At 65.1% G+C, this 22,341-nt stretch carries 22 protein-coding genes; 11 read left to right on the top strand and 11 right to left on the bottom strand.

Annotated features, from left to right (window positions below):
- Positions 1–1,068: Eco57I restriction-modification methylase domain-containing protein (locus FCK90_RS14830; protein ID WP_246180470.1), on the bottom strand; the 1,068-nt coding region annotated here is incomplete at its 3' end.
- A 204-nt stretch (positions 1,069–1,272) separates the two neighbouring features.
- On the opposite strand from FCK90_RS14830, the gene FCK90_RS14825 reads away from it, so the two are divergent.
- On the top strand, positions 1,273–1,566 hold the full coding sequence (locus FCK90_RS14825) for a transposase (RefSeq protein WP_158035079.1): 294 nt from the start codon (positions 1,273–1,275) through the stop codon (positions 1,564–1,566).
- Positions 1,567–1,810: 244 nt separating this feature from the next.
- On the opposite strand, the gene FCK90_RS15900 is transcribed toward FCK90_RS14825, so the two are convergent.
- Positions 1,811–1,942 carry a hypothetical protein gene (locus FCK90_RS15900; protein ID WP_281347462.1) on the bottom strand — a complete coding sequence of 44 codons (132 nt, stop codon included), beginning with the start codon at positions 1,940–1,942 and terminating at the stop codon, positions 1,811–1,813.
- Positions 1,943–2,040: 98 nt separating this feature from the next.
- On the opposite strand from FCK90_RS15900, the gene FCK90_RS14820 reads away from it, so the two are divergent.
- Both FCK90_RS14820 and FCK90_RS14815 read left to right on the top strand, forming a co-directional pair.
- Entirely contained in the window at positions 2,041–3,078 is a 1,038-nt protein-coding gene (locus tag FCK90_RS14820; RefSeq protein ID WP_181954344.1) for a DUF4062 domain-containing protein, read from the top strand.
- 39 nt (positions 3,079–3,117) lie between these two features.
- Positions 3,118–4,140 carry a hypothetical protein gene (locus FCK90_RS14815; RefSeq protein WP_158035077.1) on the top strand — a complete coding sequence of 341 codons (1,023 nt, stop codon included), beginning with the start codon at positions 3,118–3,120 and terminating at the stop codon, positions 4,138–4,140.
- A 60-nt stretch (positions 4,141–4,200) separates the two neighbouring features.
- Here the strand turns inward: FCK90_RS14815 and FCK90_RS14810 are convergent, their stop codons facing one another.
- The 3 genes from FCK90_RS14810 to FCK90_RS14800 all read right to left on the bottom strand — a co-directional run bounded on the left by FCK90_RS14810 (position 4,201) and on the right by FCK90_RS14800 (position 6,359).
- On the bottom strand, positions 4,201–5,295 hold the full coding sequence (locus tag FCK90_RS14810; RefSeq protein WP_158035076.1) for a PIN domain-containing protein: 1,095 nt from the start codon (positions 5,293–5,295) through the stop codon (positions 4,201–4,203).
- 425 nt (positions 5,296–5,720) lie between these two features.
- Entirely contained in the window at positions 5,721–5,948 is a 228-nt protein-coding gene (locus FCK90_RS14805) for a hypothetical protein (protein ID WP_158035075.1), read from the bottom strand.
- Positions 5,949–6,119: 171 nt separating this feature from the next.
- Complete coding sequence (locus FCK90_RS14800; protein ID WP_158035074.1) at positions 6,120–6,359, bottom strand: hypothetical protein; 240 nt, start codon at positions 6,357–6,359, stop codon at positions 6,120–6,122.
- Between the two features lie 309 nt (positions 6,360–6,668).
- Between FCK90_RS14800 and FCK90_RS14795 the strand changes: the two genes are divergently transcribed.
- The 3 genes from FCK90_RS14795 to FCK90_RS14785 all read left to right on the top strand — a co-directional run bounded on the left by FCK90_RS14795 (position 6,669) and on the right by FCK90_RS14785 (position 9,701).
- Positions 6,669–7,295 (top strand): recombinase family protein, encoded by a 627-nt coding sequence (locus FCK90_RS14795; protein ID WP_158035073.1) that lies wholly within the window; start codon positions 6,669–6,671, stop codon positions 7,293–7,295.
- Between the two features lie 247 nt (positions 7,296–7,542).
- A complete protein-coding gene (locus FCK90_RS14790) occupies positions 7,543–8,490 on the top strand; it encodes a hydroxymethylglutaryl-CoA lyase (protein WP_158035072.1) in 948 nt (315 codons plus the stop codon).
- Entirely contained in the window at positions 8,487–9,701 is a 1,215-nt protein-coding gene (locus FCK90_RS14785) for a CaiB/BaiF CoA transferase family protein (protein ID WP_158035071.1), read from the top strand. The genes FCK90_RS14790 and FCK90_RS14785 overlap by 4 nt, the downstream gene beginning before the upstream one ends.
- A gap of 613 nt (positions 9,702–10,314) precedes the next feature.
- Here the strand turns inward: FCK90_RS14785 and FCK90_RS14780 are convergent.
- From FCK90_RS14780 to FCK90_RS14770, 3 genes are read right to left on the bottom strand one after another with little or no spacing between them, the layout of a single operon-like run.
- On the bottom strand, positions 10,315–11,817 hold the full coding sequence (locus FCK90_RS14780; RefSeq protein WP_158035070.1) for a tripartite tricarboxylate transporter permease: 1,503 nt from the start codon (positions 11,815–11,817) through the stop codon (positions 10,315–10,317).
- Positions 11,818–11,819: 2 nt separating this feature from the next.
- On the bottom strand, positions 11,820–12,395 hold the full coding sequence (locus FCK90_RS14775; protein ID WP_158035069.1) for a tripartite tricarboxylate transporter TctB family protein: 576 nt from the start codon (positions 12,393–12,395) through the stop codon (positions 11,820–11,822).
- A 2-nt stretch (positions 12,396–12,397) separates the two neighbouring features.
- Positions 12,398–13,378, bottom strand: a complete 981-nt coding sequence (locus FCK90_RS14770) for a Bug family tripartite tricarboxylate transporter substrate binding protein (protein ID WP_158035068.1) — start codon at positions 13,376–13,378, stop codon at positions 12,398–12,400.
- A 112-nt stretch (positions 13,379–13,490) separates the two neighbouring features.
- Here FCK90_RS14770 and FCK90_RS14765 point away from each other — a divergent pair, with 112 nt between their 5' ends.
- The gene (locus FCK90_RS14765; protein WP_158035067.1) at positions 13,491–13,859 is read left to right on the top strand and encodes a universal stress protein; all 369 of its coding nucleotides are present in this window, start codon (positions 13,491–13,493) and stop codon (positions 13,857–13,859) included.
- A 3-nt stretch (positions 13,860–13,862) separates the two neighbouring features.
- On the opposite strand, the gene FCK90_RS14760 is transcribed toward FCK90_RS14765, so the two are convergent.
- Complete coding sequence (locus FCK90_RS14760; RefSeq protein ID WP_158035066.1) at positions 13,863–14,579, bottom strand: IclR family transcriptional regulator; 717 nt, start codon at positions 14,577–14,579, stop codon at positions 13,863–13,865.
- A gap of 341 nt (positions 14,580–14,920) precedes the next feature.
- Here FCK90_RS14760 and FCK90_RS14755 point away from each other — a divergent pair, with 341 nt between their 5' ends.
- Positions 14,921–15,514 (top strand): recombinase family protein, encoded by a 594-nt coding sequence (locus FCK90_RS14755; RefSeq protein WP_158035065.1) that lies wholly within the window; start codon positions 14,921–14,923, stop codon positions 15,512–15,514.
- Positions 15,515–15,772: 258 nt separating this feature from the next.
- On the opposite strand, the gene FCK90_RS14750 is transcribed toward FCK90_RS14755, so the two are convergent.
- Together FCK90_RS14750 and FCK90_RS14745 are read right to left on the bottom strand one after the other, a co-directional pair.
- A complete protein-coding gene (locus FCK90_RS14750; RefSeq protein WP_220433359.1) occupies positions 15,773–16,147 on the bottom strand; it encodes a CoA transferase in 375 nt (124 codons plus the stop codon).
- A gap of 314 nt (positions 16,148–16,461) precedes the next feature.
- Complete coding sequence (locus tag FCK90_RS14745; protein ID WP_158035063.1) at positions 16,462–17,385, bottom strand: LysR family transcriptional regulator; 924 nt, start codon at positions 17,383–17,385, stop codon at positions 16,462–16,464.
- 89 nt (positions 17,386–17,474) lie between these two features.
- On the opposite strand from FCK90_RS14745, the gene FCK90_RS14740 reads away from it, so the two are divergent.
- The 3 genes from FCK90_RS14740 to FCK90_RS14730 form a co-directional block, all read left to right on the top strand.
- Positions 17,475–18,617, top strand: coding sequence for an EamA family transporter (locus tag FCK90_RS14740; RefSeq protein ID WP_425481718.1), 1,143 nt, complete (start codon positions 17,475–17,477; stop codon positions 18,615–18,617).
- A gap of 408 nt (positions 18,618–19,025) precedes the next feature.
- Positions 19,026–20,636 carry an ATP-dependent nuclease gene (locus FCK90_RS14735; protein WP_158035062.1) on the top strand — a complete coding sequence of 537 codons (1,611 nt, stop codon included), beginning with the start codon at positions 19,026–19,028 and terminating at the stop codon, positions 20,634–20,636.
- A 1-nt stretch (position 20,637) separates the two neighbouring features.
- A partial coding sequence (locus FCK90_RS14730) for a UvrD-helicase domain-containing protein (RefSeq protein WP_158035061.1) occupies positions 20,638–22,341 on the top strand: 1,704 nt, incomplete at its 3' end.

Here is a 22,341-nt window from a genome sequence, read left to right as displayed (position 1 = left end):
CGCGCCCACACTCAACTCTGAAGAGCCCGAAAACTCCAGCCCACGCAGGTGGCTCGACCCGGGAGGTGAGAGCCGTAGGACATCACTTGGGCTTAGACCAAGTTCCGCGACACGAGCGGGAGTAAGGGCGAAGTACTTGTTGTTTCCGGTGACCATGCCAAGAGTGGTCTCGCCCCAGTTTTTAAGCGTGGTGAATGTGTCATTGAGGACTAGTTTGGAGTAAATACTCGCCGCCTCCGGGCTGACTGTGGAGCCAGACCATTTGGCTGCTGGGTCAGAGGGCGCCCATGTCGCGGCTACTGGCATGTCAACTAGCAGGGCCGCCGCATCCCTCACCTGCCGGATGCGGGCATGATCTGTAGAACCACCGTATCCGTCGGCAAGGAGCAGTAGGGCTTCGGTTTCTGCTTCCGCAAACACGCGTTCTTCGAACAAGATGAGGTCCACTTGAGCGAAATTTTCGAAGAGGAAGCGTCGCACGGGGGCCGCATAGTTTGCGTGGAGGAGTTCAGCGGGAAGGACGTATCCCAGACGACCGCCCTGCCGAAGACTTAACGCTCCATGGACGGTGAAAGCAGCCCACGACGATGCCAGTCCAGACAGCGCGACGCCGCCGCGGAGCGCCGCAGCCCGGGCTTTGGCGCGGGATTCTCCGGAGAAATCCTGAAAGCGGATGTACGGAGGGTTACCGACCACCGCGGAATACTGAGCGTCGGCGGGGGCGTCAAAGAAGTCACCAACTGTCATGTTGACGCGGCCACCGGCGTCGGTAACTCGTTTGATTCCTAAATCTGCGCTCCACTGGTGCAACTCGATACCGTGAACTTCGGGTGACTTTGCCCCGAGCTTCCCTAGTTGCGCTACAGCATGTACTAGAAACTCTGCATCGCCTGCGGACGGTTCCAGTACAGCGTCATCAGTTGAACGGACAGCCCAGTCAGCAACGAAGGAGGCAATCCCGGGTGGCGTGAAGAACGCACCCCGTGCCTTACGGAGCGCAGCGCTATCGAGGGGGTCACGCAAGCTTGGATTCACGGAGTCCATCTTGCCTTGGATGGCTGACAACATGACGCAACTAGCCCCGATGGGGCCAGCTCGGTGGCGCCAAAGTCATCATGCGGAGCATCAGGACTGCCGAATTGGATCCCTCACCGACGCAGCTGGGCTTCCACTTCACGTGCTGGCATTCGCGGCGAGCACCGATGACAGCCGACTGTTTGAGCCGTTGCTGCAGACCAACCCGAGTGTGCGCGGCCGGCGCGGTCGTTCGGGATGGCCCCGCCGCAGGTCGGAAAACTGCACGCGGACAAGCCCTACGACTACCCGCGGTGCCGCCGCTACCTGCATCGGCGGGGCGTTGAAGTCCGCACCTCCCGGCACGGGATCGAGGCCAAGTCCCACCTGGCCCCGCAGCGCTGGGACGTGAAGCGCACCGTCTCCTGGATGCCGCGCTGCCAGTGCCTCGGGATCCGCTACGACCGCACCGATGCAGCTATGCTCCCGCTCCTCCTACTCGCCGTCACCTTCATCAACGTCCGTCGGCTGCGTCAGGGAGCGGAGTCATGAGACCGGGTTTAAAAGGGCTCGCCGCAGCTGCGGCAGGTAGTTTCGCCGTCTTCGTAGAGCATCCCGCAGCAGTACTTCGTACCGCCATCTTCGTCTCCCCACTCGCAACCCAGTTCCTGGTGTACGGCAAGGCCTTGTGGGTAGCCAAAGTCAGTGTCACAGCTAGGGCAAACGTAAGAGGCCATGGAGTTAGTCCTTCCGGGTGAAGAGCACGGCGAGGTCAGCCGCCTGCTCTCGAGGCGATCTACTCCGCGATACCTGCATCGAAGTAGTCACACTTGTTGTACTCGCAGGTAGCTACATTTACGTGGCCGTCCTTGTCCTCGTATCGCAGCGTTGCGTGCCCGCACTTCGGACAACCCCAGTAGTCGCTCATGCCGCTGAGTATATCGAGGGCATTATGCCGATCGGTCAGTTCAAGAACGATGGGTCCTCGACCTAGATGTGTCTGATTGCCCGGCTACCATGCAAAACATGGACCGGCGCTACCAGGTATTCATCAGCTCGACCTTCACTGACCTCATCGATGAGCGCCGCGAGGTGATGCAGGCGCTACTCGAGATGGACTGCCTGCCCGCAGGAATGGAACTCTTCCCCGCGGGGAACACAGACCAGTGGACGCTCATCCAGGGCGTTATCGAGCAGAGCGACTACTACTTGGTGATCCTTGGTGGCCGGTACGGATCGGTGACCGAGGAGGGCATCAGCTACACCGAGAAAGAGTACGACTACGCGATCGAGCTCGGCGTCCCGGTGATGGCGTTCGTGCCGGCCGAGCCTGACGAAATCCCGGTGGGCAAGACCGACAAGGACAGCAAGGCGGCCGAGAAGCTCGCCGAGTTCCGCACCAAGGTGCAGAAGAGGATGACCAAGGACTGGAAGAACGCGGAAGACCTCGGCTCGAAAGTCACGCGAGGACTCCTCCATCTGACCAAGACAAATCCCCGCCCGGGCTGGGTACGCGGAGACCAGGCGATGACGCCGGAGACCCGCGCCGAGATCGCTGAGCTGAACGCGAAGATTGCCCAGTTCGAGAAGAAGGAAGTCGAAAGCGCTGTGACAACCTCTGCGCAGATTGACGACTCGTTTGCCCATGGTCAAGAAGAAGTCGAACTCTCGCTGAAGCACAAGGGGCGGAACGCCTTCGAAAACGTAGAAGAGGAGGGCGATCTCACGTACACCTGGGACGAGATCATGGACGTCTTGGGGCCCTTTATGATCGACGAGGCCCCCGAACCGACGCTTAGGGCGACCTTCAACAAACACATGCTCAGCGAGATCCAAAGTGATCCGGAGAACTGGACAACTGGTTGGTCGAGAGAGTCCGCAGAGGTTTCGGACAGGGCTTGGGGCGCGATCATCGTTCAACTGCGCGCGCTCCGCTTGATCACCACTGGCACGAAGAAGCGCACGGTGAGCGACAAGTCCGTGTACTGGAAGTTGACGCAGGCCGGAGATGACTACCTGGTCTCGCTCCGCGCCATGCCGAGCAGTGTCATCAAGGTGAGCTAGGGCCAAGCGTCTGTCGCCATAGATGGGAACAATGGTGCTGTGAGCGGATTTGAGTTTCTCGATGCAGTCTTGGCCGACGCCCCACGGGTGCCGGTGAAGGTGTCCTCACGGTCGTTCCGGAGCGCCATCGAAGAAGCGTTCATCCACACCTACACGCGGAGCGATCTCGAGATTGTGCTGGCCGAGGAGCTTCGGCTGCCATGGCCGATAGCCGACTGCAAGCCAGCCGACGAGAAGTACAAGCGCGACGTCATCCAGGGATACACAGGGGGCTGGGATCTCCCTCGACTCGTGGCTCTGGCACGCCGCATGGTCGCCGAGCTCGAGGTGACTGGTGGGCTGCTCGACGATCTGACTGCGTTACTCGCCGAATACGACCGCGGCGGAGGAGTTGGCACGCCGGCCAAGAACCTGATCTTCGCGGCGAAGGGCCCCAAGCCCGAGCTTGTACTCCGTGATGCCGTCAACAATGACATCGCAATCGTCCGCAACGGCGAGTTCTGCCTCGTCTACGACCAGCCGATCCCGGCCGACGGCCTGACGTACAGCAATCTAATTCAGTGGTGGCGAGAGCGGCAGGGCTTCGCCGACGATATGTCACCGCGGGCTGTCGGACTGGACCTGCACAATCGCCTGCGGGCTTCCCTGGGCGACAACCTGGTCGAGCTCCTCGTCTTCGACACCTATGCGAGGCGTTACAAGGATGGCCAGTTCGACATGCCAGCTTTAATCCCTCAGGTCTACCTGCACTTCGATCCCGCGACCCAGTTGGCCCGGCGTGCTGCCGGCCAGAGTGGGAGTCCGCTGGCAAGGCAACGGATGGACTTCCTCATCCTTTTCTCTAGCAGGCATCGCGTGGTCCTCGAGGTCGACGGGAAGCAGCACTACGCGAATGGTGATACCGCGAACCCGACCCTCTACAGCGAGATGGTTGCCGAGGACCGTCGGCTCAGGCTCTCCGGCTACGAGGTCTACCGGTTCGGCGGAGCCGAGCTGATGAAGAAGGGTGCAGACAAGATGGTTGCCGAGTTCTTCGACCAGCTGGCCGAGCGCATGCGCTGAGTGACTGCTACCGCGTTCAGAAGTCGGTCTCATCGGCGGGAGCGGTAAGCCTGCCCGCGCTCAGAGCTCCTCGGCCTCGTCGAGGGAGAGGACGACGTCGTCCCGGGTGTCCTCGGTGAAAGCCGCACTGAACGTGAAGCGCAGTCGGCGTCGCACCGAGGCCCGGAAGACGTAGTCATTCCAGTTCTCCAAGAAGGAATAGCTGGCATCCTCCTCGTGGGCAAAATACTCACCCTTGTCGACGAAGCCCTCGAAGCTGCAGTCGGCAACGACCGTCACACGGATTGTCAGCTCGTCACCTGCACGGTAGATCTCGGAGGCAATGGTGTCCTCCTCATACATGATCTCCTCGAAGGCGGCGCTATCGAGCCCCGTGCTGACCGGCACCTCGTACATGCCATCGCCGATGTAGACGCCGAGTGCCTCTTCGACGTTGACCCCGTGCAGGTCGGTGACCGCGCGGTCGACGATCTCCGCGAGGCGCTCCGGGGTAAAGGTCCCCTCGAGCACGCGGAAGGTCTTCACCAGTGGGGCGACTGCCTCGTGCTCCAGCAAGTGATGGAGCGAAGGCACAATGTCGAAGCGCTGACCCTCGGCAAGGTCCTGCCTCAGATCCGGGTGCAGGTTGCCGCCCTTCTTGTCGCAGAAGTCCTTATGGTTGTTCGTGACGAATACGATCCGTGTTCCTGGATCTTCGAGGCCGTCGCAGATCTCACGGACGGTCTCCCAGATCAGTGCATCACGGAACCCCGTGCCCTGCCTTGCGAACGGCTTCCTGACCTCGATCTCTTTAACCAGGAGATCTCTTACCGACACTTCAGGCGGCGGCGGGACTTCGGCGCGCTTAGCGTGGAACAGTTTCTCGACGTAGTCGTAGTACACGGAGCGGTCAGGCTCAGGGAGATGGAGCGTAACCCGCTCGACCTCGACGTCCACGAGTGCCTCGTTGAGTTTTTTCATCCCTGTACGGGCGATGGCCGCGTTGTCTTGCACCTCCTCGGCCCATTGCCTCGAGAGCTCGAGTAAGACCACCTCGGGGATGACCAGCCGGACGTGGCCGAACTCGGAAAGGGCTAGTAGCAGAGCGCTGTTCGCTTGCGTGAACGGCTTCCGGCCGTATAGGGCGTTGGTATCGAGGATCACGACGGGGGGCATGCCTCAAAGATATCTGCACGTGTATCTTGGCCTTTCAAAAATCGGGCGCTTGATGATGAGTACTACGACCAAGCTCGCGTCGCATACGGGGCGTACCCAAGAGAACAGGGTGTGAGGCGATAGAGGGCCTCGGGATTCGGCGCACTCGTGGCCGCCTTCGTTGAAGCTCTGCCATGAGTGTTTGCTTCGTAGTTTGCTTACCTCACCATCCCGGAGGCGTGCGCCCTGATTCGGCACGTTGTCTCCCAAGCCAAGGGATGCGAGACGTCTCGTCGCGAGAAATGGCGCCCGCATGTGTGAACCGCAGTGATAAGTGGCGCGCTTCTAACAGGACTAAATGTCGGCCTCGAGAGTGTGTGCTCCGATCAGCTGGACCGCTGGGAGTCGACGAGTATGGGGCCGATTCCCGGGCTGAGGGGGTGGAGCTAATCGCCTTTCAGGCGCTCTTCCAAGCGTTCCATGCGCTCTTGGTACTCCCGGTCCTGCTTCTTCGCTCCTCGCCACACCATGACGAAGAGCGTGAAGTTGAGGAACGCGCCCACCACCGTGCTCCAGGTGACTCCGTCGAAAATCGCGATGACCAGGAGGGCCACAGCCAGAACGCCTAAGACGATGGCGATGCTTCCGCTGATCGGCGCTTTTCCCGTGGCCACGATCTCCCCTATCGGTTTGCTTGTCCGAAGTGCGGAGCACGACACCCCACGACGGATCTCACGAAGTACTACGAAGGCGGGGCTCGGAGCGCGTGCCGGCCTCGGCCTGCTGAACCCGGACGGGTGCGCCGGCTTTCCGATCGGGGGTACCCCACCCGGGGCGTCGGCGGCTCAGTTGGACTCGTCGTGATGCTCTCTCTTGTGCAGCCGGTCGTATTCGGCTTTGGCTTCCATTGCTTCGGTCGTCCGGCCGCGCTTCACGGCGCGCCACCCGGCATAGACCAGGCCAAGAGTCAGCACGACAAGCACCAGCCCCAGGAGCGTGTACCCCGCCGCGAAGCAACCAGCAGCCGCCAGAGCTGTCGGGGCGGCCATTCCCGTCAGCAGCCCCTGCGTCTTTGATCCCCGCACGTGTCCCCTCTTCCCTCGTTCCAGATCCTCTATGGATCAGGCAATCAGGTGTGGTTGCAAAGGGGAATGGCCCACCACAGAAATGTACGCACCGAGCTCTACCCCCGACAGGATGCGAGATCTCTTCTTGAGCTCGAGTCGGTCGTGGGTCGCCGGCTCAAGATGGGCGTCCCACTTCCTTGGTAGTGGGACAGCCGATCGCGAGGTCCCCGCTTGATGTGCCGCGTCGGCGATTCCTGTCCCACAAGTCAGACCAAAACTAGTGTTCCGCTCATCCCGTACGGGAATAACTTTCGGTACGCTGTGCCCATGGATTTGGGCTACGCGCGGGTCTCGACCGCCAAACAGGACCTCGAGCGGCAGATCGATGCCCTCCGGGCGGTCGGGATCGCGCCGGAGCGGATCTATGTGGACAAGAAGTCTGGGGCCACCCCCGACCGCCCCGGGCTGACGGCGGCGTTGGCCTACGCCCGGGAGGGCGATGTGATCGTGGTGCACACCCTGGACCGGCTCGGGCGCACCGTGCGCGACACCCTGAACCTGATCCACGATCTCGCCGAGCGAGGGGTGGGGGTGCGCAATTTGGCGGATCCGATCAAGGTCGACTCCACCAACCCCAATGACCCGATGGCGCAGCTGGCGGTGGTACTGCTGGCGCTGTTCGGGCAGATGGAGCGCACCTACACCCTCGAGCGCGCCGCCCACGCCCGGTCGGTGGCCACGGCCAAGGGGCGGCGGATCGGGCGGCCTTCGGTGGTGGATGCGGACAAGCTGGCCTACGCAGTGCATCTACGCGAGACCGGGCACACGATGGCTCAGATCGTGGCGAAGACCGGGATCACCCGCACCACCCTGTACCGTCACCTTCCGCCCCGACCGCCGGAATCACTCACGGCCGGCGATGCAGTTCCGAACGAGGGAACTGACGCAGAGTAACTGGTTATTGCCCACGGCACCTTGGGCGTCGAGGGCCTTTTGCCGCAGCACTGCATGGGCGGGGTGGGCCGTCGACACGGCCCCCTCGATCTTCCTGCCCGAGAGGCTGCGCCAGCGACCCTCCAGTGCATGTGAGGCAGCACACTCGACTTCTTGACCTCCGCTGCACCACATCGCTACTATTCTATCTAGTAGACATGAGTTCTATCTGGTGAAACCAGGTGGGTGAGGGTGGAGGAGCTCCGGCATGCGCACAGAAGAGATCGATGTCCTGGTCAGCGAGGTGGGACCGCGTGATGGTTTGCAGAGCGTGGACCGTACGATGCCCACGGAGCTCAAGTTCCGGTGGGTCGACGCGCTGGCCGGTGCCGGGCTGCGGGAGATCGAGGTCGGTTCCTTCGTCTCGCCCAAGCGTCTGCCGCAGATGGCGGACACGGGGCAGGTGGTGGCTCATGCCCGGGGGATCGAGGGGCTGAACGTCCTGGCGCTGGTGCCCAATCTGCGCGGGGCCCAGGACGCGGTGGCGGCCGGGGCTCAGGCGCTGACCATGCCGATCTCCGCCTCCCGGGCGCACAGCCTGGCGAACATCGGCAAGACCCCGGAAGAGGCGATCAGGGAAGTCAGCCGGGTGGCCGGCTTCCTGGCCTCCCGCGATGAGCCGGTGAGCTTGGAGGTTGGTGTCTCCACGGCTTTCGGGTGCACGATCCAGGGGCCCGTTCCGGAGGACGAGGTCCTGGAGATCGCCCGGGCGTGTGCCGAGGCCGGCGCCGACAGCGTGGGCCTGTCGGACACCACGGGCAGCGCCAATCCGGCGCAGGTCAGACGGATGTTCACCGCCTTGCGCCGGGAGTTGGGTGAGCGGGCCGGCGGGGCGCACCTGCACAACACTCGCGGACAGGGTCTGGCCAATGTCGTGGCCGCCCTGGACGCCGGGGTGCGGACCCTGGACTCCTCGCAGGCCGGGTTGGGCGGGTGCCCTTACGCACCCGGGGCCAGCGGCAACATCGTGACCGAGGACCTGGTCTATCTGCTGGAGTCGATGGGGTTGCGCACCGGGGTGGACCTGGAGGCCTTGATCGAGGCCCGGGAGATCATCCGGGAGGGGCTGCCGGGGGAGCCGTTGTACGGCCATGTGCCCGATGCCGGGGTGCACAACGGCTTCGTCTATGCCGGAAGCCAGGAGGTCACCCGATGAACCAGCTGCCGTTGACCGGGATCAAGGTCGTGGAGTTCTCCCACATGGTCATGGGTCCGGCCGCGGGTCTGGCGCTGGCCGATCTGGGGGCCGAGGTGATCAAGATCGAACCGGTCGGGGCTGGGGACAAGACCCGGTACCTGCCCGGATCCGGGGCCGGGTACTTCCCGATGTTCAACCGGAACAAGAAGTCCCTGGCCGTGGACCTCAAAAGTCCCGCTGGTCTCGAGTTGGTCCGGGAGCTGATCGACCAGGCCGATGTGGTCACGGAGAACTTCCGCCCCGGCGGACTGGAGGCCATGGGCCTGGGGTATGAGGACCTGTCGAAGACCAACCCGGGCCTGGTGTACCTGTCGATGAAGGGCTTCCTCCAAGGTCCTTACGAACAGAGGGCCGCCCTGGATGAAGTGGTGCAGATGATGGGCGGTTTGGCCTACATGACCGGACCCCCCGGCCAGCCGCTGCGGGCCGGGACCTCGGTCAACGACATCATGGGCGGTCTCTTCGGGGCGATGGCGGTGATGGCGGCCCTGCTGGAGCGGACCCGCACCGGGCGCGGCCAGCAGGTGCGCAGCTCGTTGTACGAGAACAACGTCTTCCTCGTCGGCCAGCACATGGCCCAGTACGGGGTCACCGGGGTCGCCGCCTCACCCATGCCCGCCCGCCTGTCGGCCTGGGCGGTCTACGAGGTCTTCGCCACCCGGGATGAGAAAATCTTCATCGGCGTGGTCAGTGACACGCACTGGCGCTCCTTCTGCGCAGCCTTCGGCCTGGAGGAGCTGGCCCAGGACCAGTCCCTGGCCACCAACCCCGCCCGCGTGGCGGCCCGGGACCGGATCCTGCCGGTGATCCGGGATCGGCTGGCCCAGCTGACCCAGGAGGAGGCCTCGGCGCTGTGCGAGGCCGCGAACCTGCCGTTCGCCCCGATCCAGCGTCCCGAGGATCTGTTCACCGATCCGCACCTGGCACAGCCCGGGGCGATGCCGGAGGTGACGCTGTCCAACGGCCGGAAGCTGCCGCTGCCGGCCCTGCCGATCGAGATGGACGGTCACCGGCTGGGGGTGCGCCTGGATCTGCCGCAGGCCGGTGAGCACAGCGCGACCCTCGCTGCGGAGCTGGGGTATGACCCGCAGCAGGTGGAGGAGCTGATCGAGGCCGGGGTGATCTCGGCCCCGGTGCAGGAGCCGCACCAGGCACCCCACCCGACCTGACCTGACACCAGCACACCCAGCCGTGGGCCCCGAGGCAACCGCCTCCGGGGCCCACGGTTTTCGTGTGTCCGGGGACCGCCTGGCGGGGCCGGCCACGGTCAGGGCCAGGGGGTGGTCTCGGTCGGTCCGCGCCACCGGGCCGGCAACTGTGGCCACCAAGTGGAGGCCGGGCATGGCGGCGACACCGCCGGCGGCGACGGAGACTGTCTCCGCGGTGACAGCGCTGCGGCCCGGGGCGGGGCAGGGCAGGGATGAGTGGTGGGTCGTCGGTGATACGGATGCTGAGGCGTTGCGCATCACCGACGAAGAACCCGAGGGGCAGGGGCCATCGATCTCGCACCCTCGGTGGGCGTCGGTGGCACCGTCGTCCGGCAGCGCTGCGCCCTGAATGGGAGTGCTGGTCGATCGGCTCGGGCGCCCGTGGAGGTCGACGGCCATCGACGGCTCCCGGTGCCGGCAGCACAGAGCCTGAAAGGGAGATCAGCTCATAGGGCCGGTGGGGCCGCACCCCGTGCTGCCCCACCGGTGCCGTGGTGGCCCCCGGGGGCAGGACGTGGACAGGGCGCCCCCGGCGTGGTGCCGGGGGCGCCCTGGTGTGGGGTGCTGGCTGGGCTCAGACGTCGACGCGGGAGCGTTGGCGCAGGCGCACGATGGCGACGGCGATCATCGCGGCGGCGAGCAGGGTGTAGAGGGTGATGGTGATGCCGCTGCTGATCAGGGCGGTGGCATCGCCTTCGCTGATGGCCAGGGTGCGGCGCAGCTCGGTCTCGGCCAGCGGACCCAGGACCACCGCGATGAGCACCGGGGCCAGGGGCAGCCCATAGCGGCGCAGCAGGAAACCGATCAGGCCGATGCCGATGAGCAGGAACACGTCGGCCAGGGACCCCCCGGAGGCGTAGACGCCCAAGGCGGCGAACAGGGCGATCCCGGAGTAGAGGTACTGCCGGGGCACCACCAGCAGTTTCGCCCACAGGGGGGCGAAGGGCAGGTTGAGGATCAGCAGCACGACCAGGCCGATGAACAGGCTGGCCAGCAGGGTCCAGACCAGGTCCCCGTTGGTCTCGAACAGCAGCGGTCCGGGTTGCATGCCGTACTGGACGAAGGCGGCGAGCATGATCGCGGCCGTGCTGGAGGTGGGCAGCCCGAGGGTGAGCAGGGCGCCCATGGCGGTGCCGGCGGTGGCGTTGCCGGCGGCCTCGGGGGCGGCCACGCCCTGGATGGCGCCGCGGCCGAACATGGGGTGGCGGCGGCGGCGGTCCAGTCGGCGTTCGGTGCCGTAGGCCAGGAAGGTGGGGATCTCGGATCCGCCCACGGGGATCACGCCGAAGGGCAGCCCGTAGGCGGTGCCGCGCAGCCAGGCCGGGGCGGCCTGGCGCATCTCGCGCAGGCTCAGCCAGGGCCGTCCCTGGGTGGTGATCAGGGCGGTGGTGGGGTGGTGGCGGCGGGAGGCGATGTAGAACACCTCGCCCAGGGCGAGCATGCCCACGGTGACCACGATGATGCTGATGCCGTCGAAGAACTGCGGGATGCCCAGGGTGAAGCGGGAGGCCCCGGACTGGGCGTCGATGCCGACGAAGGCGATGGCCAGCCCGATCAGCAGCGCGGCCAGGCCTTTGAGCACGGAGTCGGCCACGACCGCGGAGATCGCCACGAAGGCGAACACGGCCAGGGCGAAGTACTCGGCCGGACCGAACAAGGTCGCCATCTCGGCCATCAGCGGGGCGCCGAAGGCCACCAGGGTGGTGGCGATCAGTCCGCCGGAGAACGCCCCGATGGCCGCGGTGGCCAGCGCCTGGGCGGCGCGGCCGGACAGGGCCATTTTGTGGCCTTCGAAGGTGGAGGCGATCGCCGAGGAGTTGCCTGGGGTGTTGAGCAGGATCCCGGAGATCGAGTCACCGAACAATCCGCCGAAGTAGACCCCGGCGAACATGATGAACGCCCCGGTGGGGTCCAGGGTGAAGGTCACCGGCAGCAGCAGGGCCACCGCCATGGAGGAGCCCAGGCCGGGCAGCACGCCCACGGCGGTGCCGAGCATCGCTCCGAAGAACACGTAGAGCAGATTCATCGGGGTCAGCGCCGCGGCGAACCCCTCGAGCAGCAGAGGCAGTGAATCCATGGTCAGAACCATCCCAAGATGCCGGGCGGGAGCCGAAGACCGAGTCCCGCGGAGAACGCCAGTTGGATCAGGCAGGACGTGCCCAGGGCCACGAGCAGGTCGAAGACCGGGCGGCGGCTGCCCAGACCGCGCGCCACACCCCAGAACAGCACGGTGCCGGCCAGGATCCAGCCCAGGGGCACCAGCACGGCGGCGAAGAGGAGGAAGGCGGCCACGATGGTGCCGGTGGCCTTCCAGTCCGTGGGCGGTCCCTCGTCACGGGCACGCTCGGACGGGTGGGTGCGCCGGTGGGCGCGCAAGATCTGCACGGTCATCGCGGCCGCGACCACAAAGAGCAGACCGGTGATGATGGTCGGGAAGAACCCGGGGCCCGGCCAGGAGGCCGAGGCCGGGACCTCCATCGTGACCAGCCCGTAGGTCAGGTAGCCGCCGATGGCCACCAGCAGGGCTGGGACCGCCAGCTCGTCCAGGCGCACCGGTTGGTCCTCCTCCAGGGCCTCCGGCGGATCCAGGGTCGGTTCCGGGGGGAGCTGGTCGGTGGCGGCCCCGGCCTGCGTCGGGGTGTCGTGGGTGTTCATGACTACAGTCCTGCTTCCTCGATGACGGAGCGGATGCGGGTGGTCTCTTCGGCGATGAAGGCGGCGAACTGCTCGGCGGTGTTCTCCTCGCTGTCCCAGCGGTTGCGCTCGAGTGCGTTGCGCCACTCGTCGGTGGCCACGGTCTCGTCGATGATCGCGTTGAGCTCGGCCAGGTCCTCGCCGGCGACACCGGGGGCGGCCACGACCCCGCGCCAGTTGATCAGATCCACTTCCAGGCCGGCCTCGTGGAAGGTTGGCACCTCCAGGCCCTCCACGGGTTCGGGGGCGGAGATCGCCAGGGCGCGCATGTCCCCGGACTCGATCTGGGAGCCGAACTCGACGTAGCTGGAGATCCCGGCGTCGATGCTGGTGGACAGCATCGAGGTGAGGATCTCTCCGCCGCCGGAGTAGGAGATGTAGTTGATGTCCTCCGGATCGATCCCTGCAGCCTGACCCATCAACCCGGACAGGACGTGCTCGGTCCCGCCCAGGGAGCCCCCGCCGATGGACAGCGCCCCCGGGTCGGCCTGCCAGGCGGCCACGAACTCCTCCAGCGTCTGGTGCGGGGAGGAGGCCGGGACGGCGAGCACCATGTAGTCATCGGCCAGCCGGCGCAGCGGCACCGTTTCGGTCAGGTCCTGGCCCAGCCCGTTGACCTCGATGCCGCCGACCATGGTGGTGCCGGTGACCAGCACGACGTCCTCGCGCCCGTGCATCTGCATCAGCTGGTTCAGCCCGATGGTCCCGGCCGCCCCGGGCATGTTCACGACCTGCGGGTTGCTCACCACCCCGTTCTCGCGCATCGCCGCCTGCAGCTCCCGCGCGACCGTGTCCCAGCCGCCCCCGGCCGAGGCCGGGGCGATGATGGTCAGCCCGGTCCGGGCGCCCGAGACCGTGCCGGCCTGATGCGCGTCGATCCCCGCCAAGGCCACCACCGGTACGAGCGCGCCCAGCGCGACCCACTTCCCGAGTTTCTTGATCATGATCCCCTCCTCGCCGGAGCCACTAGAATTCTATCTAGTAGCATTGACTATCGTACAGTAGAACAACGAGGGTATTGTGATGTCAAGCACAGACAAAGGAACGGGGTAGAAGATGAGTGTGATCGTGGCCTACGGAGCAACCGAGGAAAGCGACGCGGCCCTCAACCACGGCGTGGCCGAAGCCGCACGCCGACAGGTGCCACTGCATGTGGTGGCCACCAGCGCCGACGCCGAGACGGCCGCCCAGCAGCGGCTCCACGGCATGGGGGAGAGCATCCAGCAGTGGGCGATGCACGAGGTGCCGGCCCAGCAGAGCCCGGCGCACGCGGTGCTCGACGTAGCCGCCGCCGAAGATGCTCAGGTCATCGTGGTGGGCACCCGGCACCGCTCCGCGGTGGGCAAGCTGCTCATGGGCAGCCTGGCGCAGGAGATCCTGCTCAGCGCCGAGGCGCCCGTGCTGCTGGTCAAACCACAGCGCTGAGGGTCAGGCCCTGGCGGTGCGGCGGCCGTCCAGCTCCTCCTGCAGCTGGGCGGCCTCGCCCCGCAGCAGCTCGATCAGTCCCGGAACGGACTCCTCGGTGATGCGGGTGCGCGTGCCCACCAAGGTCAGCGCACCCAGAAAGGCGCCCCCGACGCCGAAGACCGGCACCGACACCGCGACCGTCTCCGGGTCCCGCTCCCCGAAAGAGGCGCGGTAACCCTCCGCCCGCACCTGCCGGTGGATCTCGGTGTCCCCGCCCGTGTAGGCCATCAGCACGTGCCCCCCGGCACCGCGGTCCAGGGGAAGGCGCACCCCTTCTTCGATGTGGTGGCGCAGCGGGTGCTTGGAGTGATGACGGTACAGGCACACCCGATCCTCGCCCTCCCGGACGTAGAACGCCGCCGTCTCCCCGGAGGCCTCGCTCAAACGCTTCAGCGCCGGGCGGATCACCTCCCCCAGATCGAAGGAGTCCCGGTACAGCGAGCCCAGCCGCAGCACCGTCGGGCCCAACCGGAAATGCCCGTCCGCGTCTCGGCGCAGATACCCCCAGTACTCCAAGGACCCGGCCAGACGCAGCGTGGTGCTCGGATACAACCCGGTGCGCCGGGCGATCTCGGTCAAGGACAGGCGGACATCGTTCTCACTGAAGACATCCAGGATCGACAGCGCCCGCTCCACCGCATCGACCTTCTTGCGCTCCTCGGTTGCACCCTTGGCCACGTCACCACACCTCCACGGAACGATCTGCGTTGCACCGCGTTCTCCACGGCCACAAACGGATTCTACTGGATAGAAGTTTCGATTCTATCCAGCAGAAAGCGAAACTCTCGGCTGGATTGAAGAAGTCGACGGCCGATAACTGGTGACCGGGCCGCGACCCGCGTGCCGCGAACGGCGAGAAGCCTTCTGGGGGTGTTCAAAGGGGATGGGATGCGAGACGTCTCGTCCTGTAAATTTGCGCCCGCATGTTTCTGCGGATCGGCCTGTCTCGCATCCTTGTGCTTTATCCATACCCCTAGAATCGGATACTCAACGTTGGTTGCGAGACAGATGAGGCAGGCATGGGGAAGCGAATTGGATACGCTCGGGTGTCGACGCGGCAGCAGGACGCGGACCGTCAAGTGTCTGACTTGCTGGCTGCCGGCGTTCGGCGCGCTGACATCTATGTCGACAGTGGAGTGTCTGGAGGGCGTGCTTCCCGTCCGGCCTTCGACAGGGCGGTGGCAGCGCTCGAGGAGGGTGACACTTTGGTGATCACCACGCTGGACCGCCTGGGGCGGTCGACCCAGAACATGCTGGCCCTGGCCGAAGCGCTGCGGGGTAGGGGGGCGGGGCTGCGGGTGCTCAACCTCGGTGGGGGTGACGTGGACACCGCGACCCCGATGGGGTCGATGGTCTTCACCGTCATGGCCGCTCTGGCGCAGATGGAATTGGAGATCAAGCGGGAGCGGATCACCGACTCGGTGGCCAAGCGCCGGGCTGCCGGCAAGGACCTCGGCGGGCGTCGCCAGACGTTCACCGACTCCCAGATCCGCAACGCGCTCCGGCTGATCGAGTCCGGGGAGCCGGCCACCCAGGTCGCCCGCGACCTGGGGATGTCCAGGGCCACGCTCTACCGGCGGATCCGTGAGTTGCCGCAACCGACGACGGTCTGAGGGTGCTGCGGACCCCGTGGTGCATATGAGGGCACATGGGTGGGCGCCCCCTTGCAGACGGGGCATGCGGGCAACAATCACACCCGGTCTTTCGCCTCGGTCCCAGCGTTGAGGGTTGGAGCAGTCGGGGCCCCTAGGCGACTGCTAGGGAGTGATCCTCGGCAATCTCGCTTAGAGGGACGGCGGACGTGAGCAAGTCCGTGGGTCCCGTGGCACCGACCCCGGAACCCACGAACTTGATGTGGTGGTGCGGTGGCGTCAGGATCGGCTGGGGGTCGGGTGCTGCTCGTTCATCGGGGCTGAGATCACACCGGCCGTGACGAGGTCCTCCACTTTCTGGGGGTCGTAGCCCAGCTCCGTGGCGATGTCCGTGCTGTGCTCACCGGCCTGCGGGAGATCCAGGCGCACCCCCAGCCGATGGCCGTCCATCTCGATCGGCAGGGCCGGCAGCGGCAACTTCTGGCCGTTGGACAGCGTCACCTCCGGCATGGCCACGGGCTGTGCCAGGTGCGGATCGGTGAATAGGTCCTCGGGGCGCTGAATCGGGGCGAAGGGCAGGTTCGCGGCCTCGCACAGTGCACCTGGGAGCTGCGCAACGCCGAGGAGATGTACGTCCTGAACGGGATCCCGCACCTCAACTCGGCCTCCATGTCGGTGGAGGAAATCTCGGCCACAATCCTGCAGCAAATGGAGATCCAAGGACACGGTCCGGCCTGAGCTCGCCCTTCGGCTCGTCAGGCGCCGATACGCCACCGCTGCAACGGTAGGCGTAGAACCCATATGCGCGTCCCTTAGATGCCGCTATTCGCCTGGGAAGCGTCTCCACTGCTGGCGCGAGCGGCGTGGCAGTTGGGGTTTCGCCGTGTGCCGGTGCCCCGGAGCGCGAGGCAGACCCCGACCACGATGGTGACGAACCCGATGGTCGCCCCGACGATGACGGGGTCACTTCACAGGGCCCACTGCGGTGTATCCGCGCTCATCTGCGTTACGGCCTCAACGATGGCTACTCGGCAGGCGACGACGGCGGGGTGCCGGGTGCGACCGGAGCGCACTTGGATGGACAGGAGTCGATAGGGCGCCCCGGCCAACCCCACGGAACGAACACCGTTCAGGTGCCGGCTCCCTAGCAGGGCCGGGACGAAGGCCACGGCGTGGCCGGAGCGGACGAAGTCGACCTGGAGCAGCGGATTGAGGGTGTCAATGCGCACCTGTGGTTCGAAACCGGCTTGCCGGCACACGGCCCGCGCCCAGGCGCCGGTGGGCGTGTCGACCGGGTCGAGGGCCCACGGAGCCTGCCCGAGGTCGGACAGGTGCCGGGGGCGGGCCGACCACGGGCCCTCCGGCGGCAGGGCCAGGTGGAGGGGATCGCGCAGCAGCTCTACACGGTCCACGCCCTCGCGCAGGGGGTCCGGTATCCCGAGGTACTCCTCGCTGATGATCAGGTCGAACTCGTGGGCGAGCAGCCCCTCGAAGGCGTCCTCCACCTCGCGCTGGGTGATGGTCACGTGCAGGTCGGGGTGGTCACGGGCCAGGGCGTCCAGGACGGTGGGGGCCACCGTGAGCATCGCGCTCTGGAAGGCCGCCACGCGCAGGGGCCCGCGCACCTCATCCTGGGCTGCGGCCAGGTCGGCCTCGGCCTCCTCCAGGTGGGCCAGGATCCGCTCCGTGTGCCCGACCAGTCCCTCGGCGGCCGGGGTCAACCGCACTCCGCGGCCGACCGGTTCCAGCAGAGACGTGCCGGCCTCCCGCTCGAGCAGCTTGAGCTGTTGGGAGACCGCCGAGGGGGTGTAGTTCAGGGTTCGCGCGGCGGCCGTGAGCGAGCCGGTGCGGTGTACCTCCCGCAGCAGCCGTAGGCGGGGCAGTGACAACATGGGGTCGATCATACTGTGTAGCTAGGCTCAACAGTAGATGTAAGAAAGAGTTGCTGGACTGCACAATACGGGTCGACGAGCATGGATCCGTGACTCCCTCGACTAACCCGTTGCCCCTGATTGCCCCCGCCCGCCGGCCGGCGAAGATACCGTCGACGGGCGCCCCGGCGTCGGCCGCCCCCACCTCGGGCGCCCCTTCCGCCTCCGCGCCGCCGACGCCGGCCGGGCCAGACATCCAACAGTCCTCCGCGCGGAACACGCTGGCCGGCGTCGGGCTGGTGATCGGTTCCTGCATCTCGCTGCAGTTCGGTGCCGCCGTGGCCGTGCAGCTGTTCCCGCACCTGGGGGCGTGGGGAGTGACCACGTTACGGCTGGGAATCGCCGCCGTCATCCTGCTGGTCCTGGTCCGGCCGCAGGTCCGGACGTGGACCCGGAAGCAGTGGACGGCAGTGGTGCTCTTCGGCGCGGCGCTGGGATGCATGAATGGCTTCTTCTACGCCTCCCTGGAACGGATCCCGCTCGGGGCGGCGGTGTCCATCGAGTTCCTCGGCCCGCTGGTACTGGCCGCGGTCATGGCCCGCCGACTGCTGGACGGGCTGTGGGTGGCCCTCGCCCTCGGGGGGATGGCCCTGTTGGGCCTGGACAGCGCGCTGGGCACGCCCCTGGACCCGGTCGGGGTGGTGCTGGCCCTGGTGGCCGGGGTGTTCTGGGCCGGATACGTGCTGACCAGTGCCCGGGTGGGGCAACTGGTGCCTGGGGCGGGAGGCCTGGCCGCAGCACTGGTCGTGGCCGCCCTCGTGGTCGCACCCTTCGGAGCACCCGGGGCCATCGGGGCGTTCAATGACCCGGTGCTGTTGGGTCTGGCGCTGGTGACCGCGCTGCTGGCCTCGGTGATCCCCTACACCCTGGAGCTCTCCGCACTGCGCCGCCTCCCCGCCCCGGTCTTCAGCATCCTACTCAGCCTGGAGCCGGCCTTCGCCGCCCTGTTCGGCTGGATCCTGCTCGGCCAGGAATCCGGGGTGCTGCGCAACCTGGCCATCGCCCTGGTGATCCTCGCCAGCCTCGGGGTGACGCTGACCAACCCACGACGGCAAACTTCCGAGAAGCCGACCGGCGCCCGGCGACACGGTGGTCATCACCCCGCTGGAGGGTCTGAGCCGGTCGAGGCAGTACCTGCTGGCTTTCGCCAAAGCGCCACAGAGACAGAGGGGTGGGGCCACACGATCCCTTAGTCACGAGATCAGCGAGTAGTGCAACCTGACATAAGGCCGGTTCTCGGACAACTATCTACGGGAGTTCTTGCACCTACTGGTACTCCCGTCCGACCGATGCGGCCTGATCATCACGGTGTTGAGGTAGAGATTGCCTCTTGCGCGTCTGGGAGGCGGGAACACACACGGCTGGCCCCTCCCCAGAGCCAGTGTTGCGAGCACGACCAGGTCCCCACCGCCAGACGGACTCCAAGCGTGGGGAGGCAATGTCTAGGTACGTCGCCGTAGCGTGTGATCATTGCTAATGAATACAACATGGATGTCCGTCAACGGCCGCGCGTGGGAGGTAACGCATGCCCTCAGCATCTTCTGGTGGTCGACAGAGGCGCCGACACGCATGCTAAATCAACGCGCGATGGAGAGCGACATATGAGGCTGACCCGTCTGCAAGTCCAGAACCACGGCCGGCTCGTTGATCTGGAGATCGAAATCAGGGATCACCTGGTGCTCGTCGGGGCGAATGACGTAGGAAAGTCCTCCTTGCTACGCTGTCTTGACCTGCTTCTCGGCGCGAGCACTGCACAGCTCTACTCGCATATCTGCGCGGATGACTTCCGCGACCGTGAGCAGCCGCTCATTATCGAGGCTGACATCGCCGGCTTCACCGGTGACGACAAGGCCCTGTTCCCCGACGAGATTACGATCGATGCGACCACTGGCCGCGAGAGCCTGACCATCCGGCTTGTCGCAGCTATTGACACGAATGAGACGCTTACGGTCGAGCGCGCGGCCCCCGGAGGAGGAACAGGTCGGCAGCTGTCCCGTGACCAGCTGCTTGGCTTGGGCTGGAAGTTCCTGAGCGCAACCGCTCAAACGCGCGACCTCCGCGAAAACCGCAAGTCCGCCCTCGATGACATACTCCAAGCCGTCGATCTCGGCGCGGAGCAGGCAAGCTTCGACGCGATTACGACCTCGCTCGTCGAAAAACTAAAAAGCTCCAATGTGCTGACCGGTCTGCGTACCGACCTCGCCAACCAACTTTCTCGCGCGTTGCCGGAGAGGCTTGAAAGAGACGAACTTTCCTTTGTACCTGGCTCGGCCGTCGAAAACGATGTACTAAGTGACGTCCGTCTCCAAGTCGACAAGAACGGTACGCCGCACAACCTCTCTGAGCAGTCCGACGGCACCCGCGCTCTCTATGCCATTGCCCTCTACGACCTGATGAGTGTGGGTGCCAACATGGTTGGGATCGACGAACCGGAGATCCACCTTCATCCGACCAGTCAGCGCAGCCTCGCCCGACTCCTGCAAGCTAACCGGAACCAAAAGATCATCGCGACGCACTCAGCGGACATTGTCGGTGCGTTTGATCCGGACTCCATCGTCGTCGTTCGGGCTGGCGGCATCGTGGTGCAGCCGGTCAGGGGCTTTCTTTCGGTCGACGAAAAACTCAGTGTCCGCTGGTGGGTGCGCGACAAACTCGAGCCACTTACCGCACGTCGTGTCGTGGCGGTTGAAGGCATCTCCGACCGGATCATCCTTGAGCGTGTCGCTGACCTCACGGACCGCAATCTCGACCGGCTCGGCGTATCGGTCATCGAAACCGGCGGTGCCGGGGATATGGGGGCAGTGGAAAAGCTCTTTGGGCCGACTGGCTTCAAGATCCCCATCTCGATGCTGGTCGATGAAGACGCAGAGGTTGCGACTGCCGACAAGCTCGGCATTGATAGTGCAGACTTGAACCAGCATTCAGTCTGGGTGTCCCGAATAGATCTGGAAGACGAGTACGTCGCGGCGCTCGGTGCGGCTGTGGTCTGGTCTGCCCTGCAGGCATCTAGTCTATTTAGCTCCAATGAGCTGACAAACTGTCAACCTACGGGTTCAGACGGCACTTACCTTGATGCGGATGTCGCGGCGTTCTGCCGGAGAAAAAAATACAAGGTGAAGGCCGCAATCGTAGTCTCGCCGCTGCTGGACACCGCGACGGCTCCACGGGTCTCCAGCGTCAATGACTTGCTGAGCCAGATCGCGGGAGCCTGAGATGGTCACGCCTACATCGGCGCAACTGCGAATCCGCGACCACCGTCAGCTAAACCTACTCGCGATCGCGCCCGCGGGATGCGGAAAAACCGAGGCACTTGCCTTGCGCATCCAGGGACTCCTCGAGCGCGGGGTAATCGTCCCACCGCGGAAGATCCTCGTTACGACGTTTTCCAACCGGGCGCGCGACAACATCCGCGAACGGATCCAGACATACATCCCGCCTGCGCAGCTCCGCGACCGCGTTAGCATCTCGAACTTTCACGGCCTCTCCACCCGTATTATCCGCGCGCACGCCACCGTTATCGGTATCGATCCGGAAGCCGTGTTGCCTGAAAATGACTGGATCGGCGAGCAATGCCGACGACGTGGACTCCATTACAAAGCCATCGGCGTCGTGCAGGAACTATTTCGCCAGATCAAGCAGGAACCCGTCGATGACTTAGAGGTGGAACGCCGTCTCGCCGACGCAGGCAATAATCACGCTCTTGAAATCGAGCGACTGCGAAAAAATGAAAATAGGCTAACCTACGACGACTTGCCCCGGCTTGCGGAACTTATCCTCCAGAACGACGGTGTCGCCGATTTGTACCGTAACCATTTTGCTGCTGTAGTCGTTGACGAGTTCCAAGACCTCACTCCGCAGCAACTCCGGATTGTCAATCGCATCGGTGATCAGAGGACGACCTACGCCGGTGACCTCGCTCAGGGAATCTACGGCTTCGCTGGTGCCCGCCCGATTGAGATCAACCGAGCGGTTCGGGCCGAGTGCGACGAAGTTATCGAGTTCTCAGACTCTCACCGCTCCTCGCCAGCCGTACTCCGCATGGTCAACTCGCTCGCTCCAAGGACTGGCGGCCAACAACTGAACAGCGCCGCACCGGAATCCTGGCCTGGCGGAGGGCTCGCTGGCATCGCCACCTTCGCCACTGTGGCCGAGGAAGCAGAGTGGGCAACGAAACTTTCCAGAGCCGTGCTCACCAGAGCGCCCATGCACCGGATCGGCATTATTTCGCGCATCGCCTCGCGGCGGCGCTTCGCAGACGAGGCGATCATCGCAAGCGGCCTTCCGTACCATCGATGGGACGACGGAGTCCTCGACACAGATACCGCCAGGGTGATGAAAGCAATGCTTTCACAAATTGATATCAGAGAACTCGCCAAGGCGGCCGATCCACTTGAGTTTCTTCGTGTAGCCGCAAATCTCGAAAGTATCCAGGATCCGAGCGGGCGTGAAGCACTCGTCGACGCCCTCATCTGGTGCCACGATCTCCTAGCTGACGGCCACAGCCCGGCCGCGGTCAAATCGAGAATCCGCGTGGGCGATAACACCACGCTTATCACTGTGCCTGGCGTTCATCTCCTCACCGGTCATGTCGGCAAGGGGCAGCAGTTTGACTGGGTTATCGTGATCGGAGCCGAAGAGGGGTGTATCCCCGATTTTCGTGCGACTACGAAGGACGCCCTCGCCGAAGAGGCACGTGTGCTCTCCGTAATGATTTCTCGTGCGCGTCACGGGGCCGTCGTCATGCGTGCGCAGTCTGTCCCGGCTGCGTCGAGTGGCGTTGCGTACTCAAAGCAGGAATCTCAGTTTTTGGCGTCCCTTCGCACCTCTAACCCACATGACTTAGGTGGAATCATCGAATGGTTCAAGACCACAGACTGGGGCGTTATCGGGCTCTTCAGAGTTGAGTGTGGGGTGAGG

Origin of the sequence: Kocuria coralli, assembly GCF_008831305.1 — a bacterium.
GTDB classification, from domain to species: domain Bacteria; phylum Actinomycetota; class Actinomycetes; order Actinomycetales; family Micrococcaceae; genus Kocuria; species Kocuria coralli.
Note: the sequence above shows the minus strand (reverse complement) of the source record. Positions and strands in the feature narration are given on the sequence as shown.

What these genes read in the sequence shown, in the direction of transcription:
- FCK90_RS14825 (WP_158035079.1), top strand. Translation starts at nt 1,273, where the DNA reads ATGGCCCCGCCGCAGGTCGGAAAACTGCACGCGGACAAGCCCTACGAC.
- FCK90_RS14780 (WP_158035070.1), bottom strand. Translation starts at nt 11,817, where the DNA reads ATGGATTCACTGCCTCTGCTGCTCGAGGGGTTCGCCGCGGCGCTGACC.
- FCK90_RS14810 (WP_158035076.1), bottom strand. Translation starts at nt 5,295, where the DNA reads ATGCCCCCCGTCGTGATCCTCGATACCAACGCCCTATACGGCCGGAAG.
- FCK90_RS15900 (WP_281347462.1), bottom strand. Translation starts at nt 1,942, where the DNA reads ATGAGCGACTACTGGGGTTGTCCGAAGTGCGGGCACGCAACGCTGCGA.
- FCK90_RS14820 (WP_181954344.1), top strand. Translation starts at nt 2,041, where the DNA reads ATGGACCGGCGCTACCAGGTATTCATCAGCTCGACCTTCACTGACCTC.
- FCK90_RS14785 (WP_158035071.1), top strand. Translation starts at nt 8,487, where the DNA reads ATGAACCAGCTGCCGTTGACCGGGATCAAGGTCGTGGAGTTCTCCCAC.
- FCK90_RS14755 (WP_158035065.1), top strand. Translation starts at nt 14,921, where the DNA reads ATGGGGAAGCGAATTGGATACGCTCGGGTGTCGACGCGGCAGCAGGAC.
- FCK90_RS14775 (WP_158035069.1), bottom strand. Translation starts at nt 12,395, where the DNA reads ATGAACACCCACGACACCCCGACGCAGGCCGGGGCCGCCACCGACCAG.
- FCK90_RS14795 (WP_158035073.1), top strand. Translation starts at nt 6,669, where the DNA reads ATGGATTTGGGCTACGCGCGGGTCTCGACCGCCAAACAGGACCTCGAG.
- FCK90_RS14735 (WP_158035062.1), top strand. Translation starts at nt 19,026, where the DNA reads ATGAGGCTGACCCGTCTGCAAGTCCAGAACCACGGCCGGCTCGTTGAT.
- FCK90_RS14765 (WP_158035067.1), top strand. Translation starts at nt 13,491, where the DNA reads ATGAGTGTGATCGTGGCCTACGGAGCAACCGAGGAAAGCGACGCGGCC.
- FCK90_RS14770 (WP_158035068.1), bottom strand. Translation starts at nt 13,378, where the DNA reads ATGATCAAGAAACTCGGGAAGTGGGTCGCGCTGGGCGCGCTCGTACCG.
- FCK90_RS14745 (WP_158035063.1), bottom strand. Translation starts at nt 17,385, where the DNA reads ATGTTGTCACTGCCCCGCCTACGGCTGCTGCGGGAGGTACACCGCACC.
- FCK90_RS14790 (WP_158035072.1), top strand. Translation starts at nt 7,543, where the DNA reads ATGCGCACAGAAGAGATCGATGTCCTGGTCAGCGAGGTGGGACCGCGT.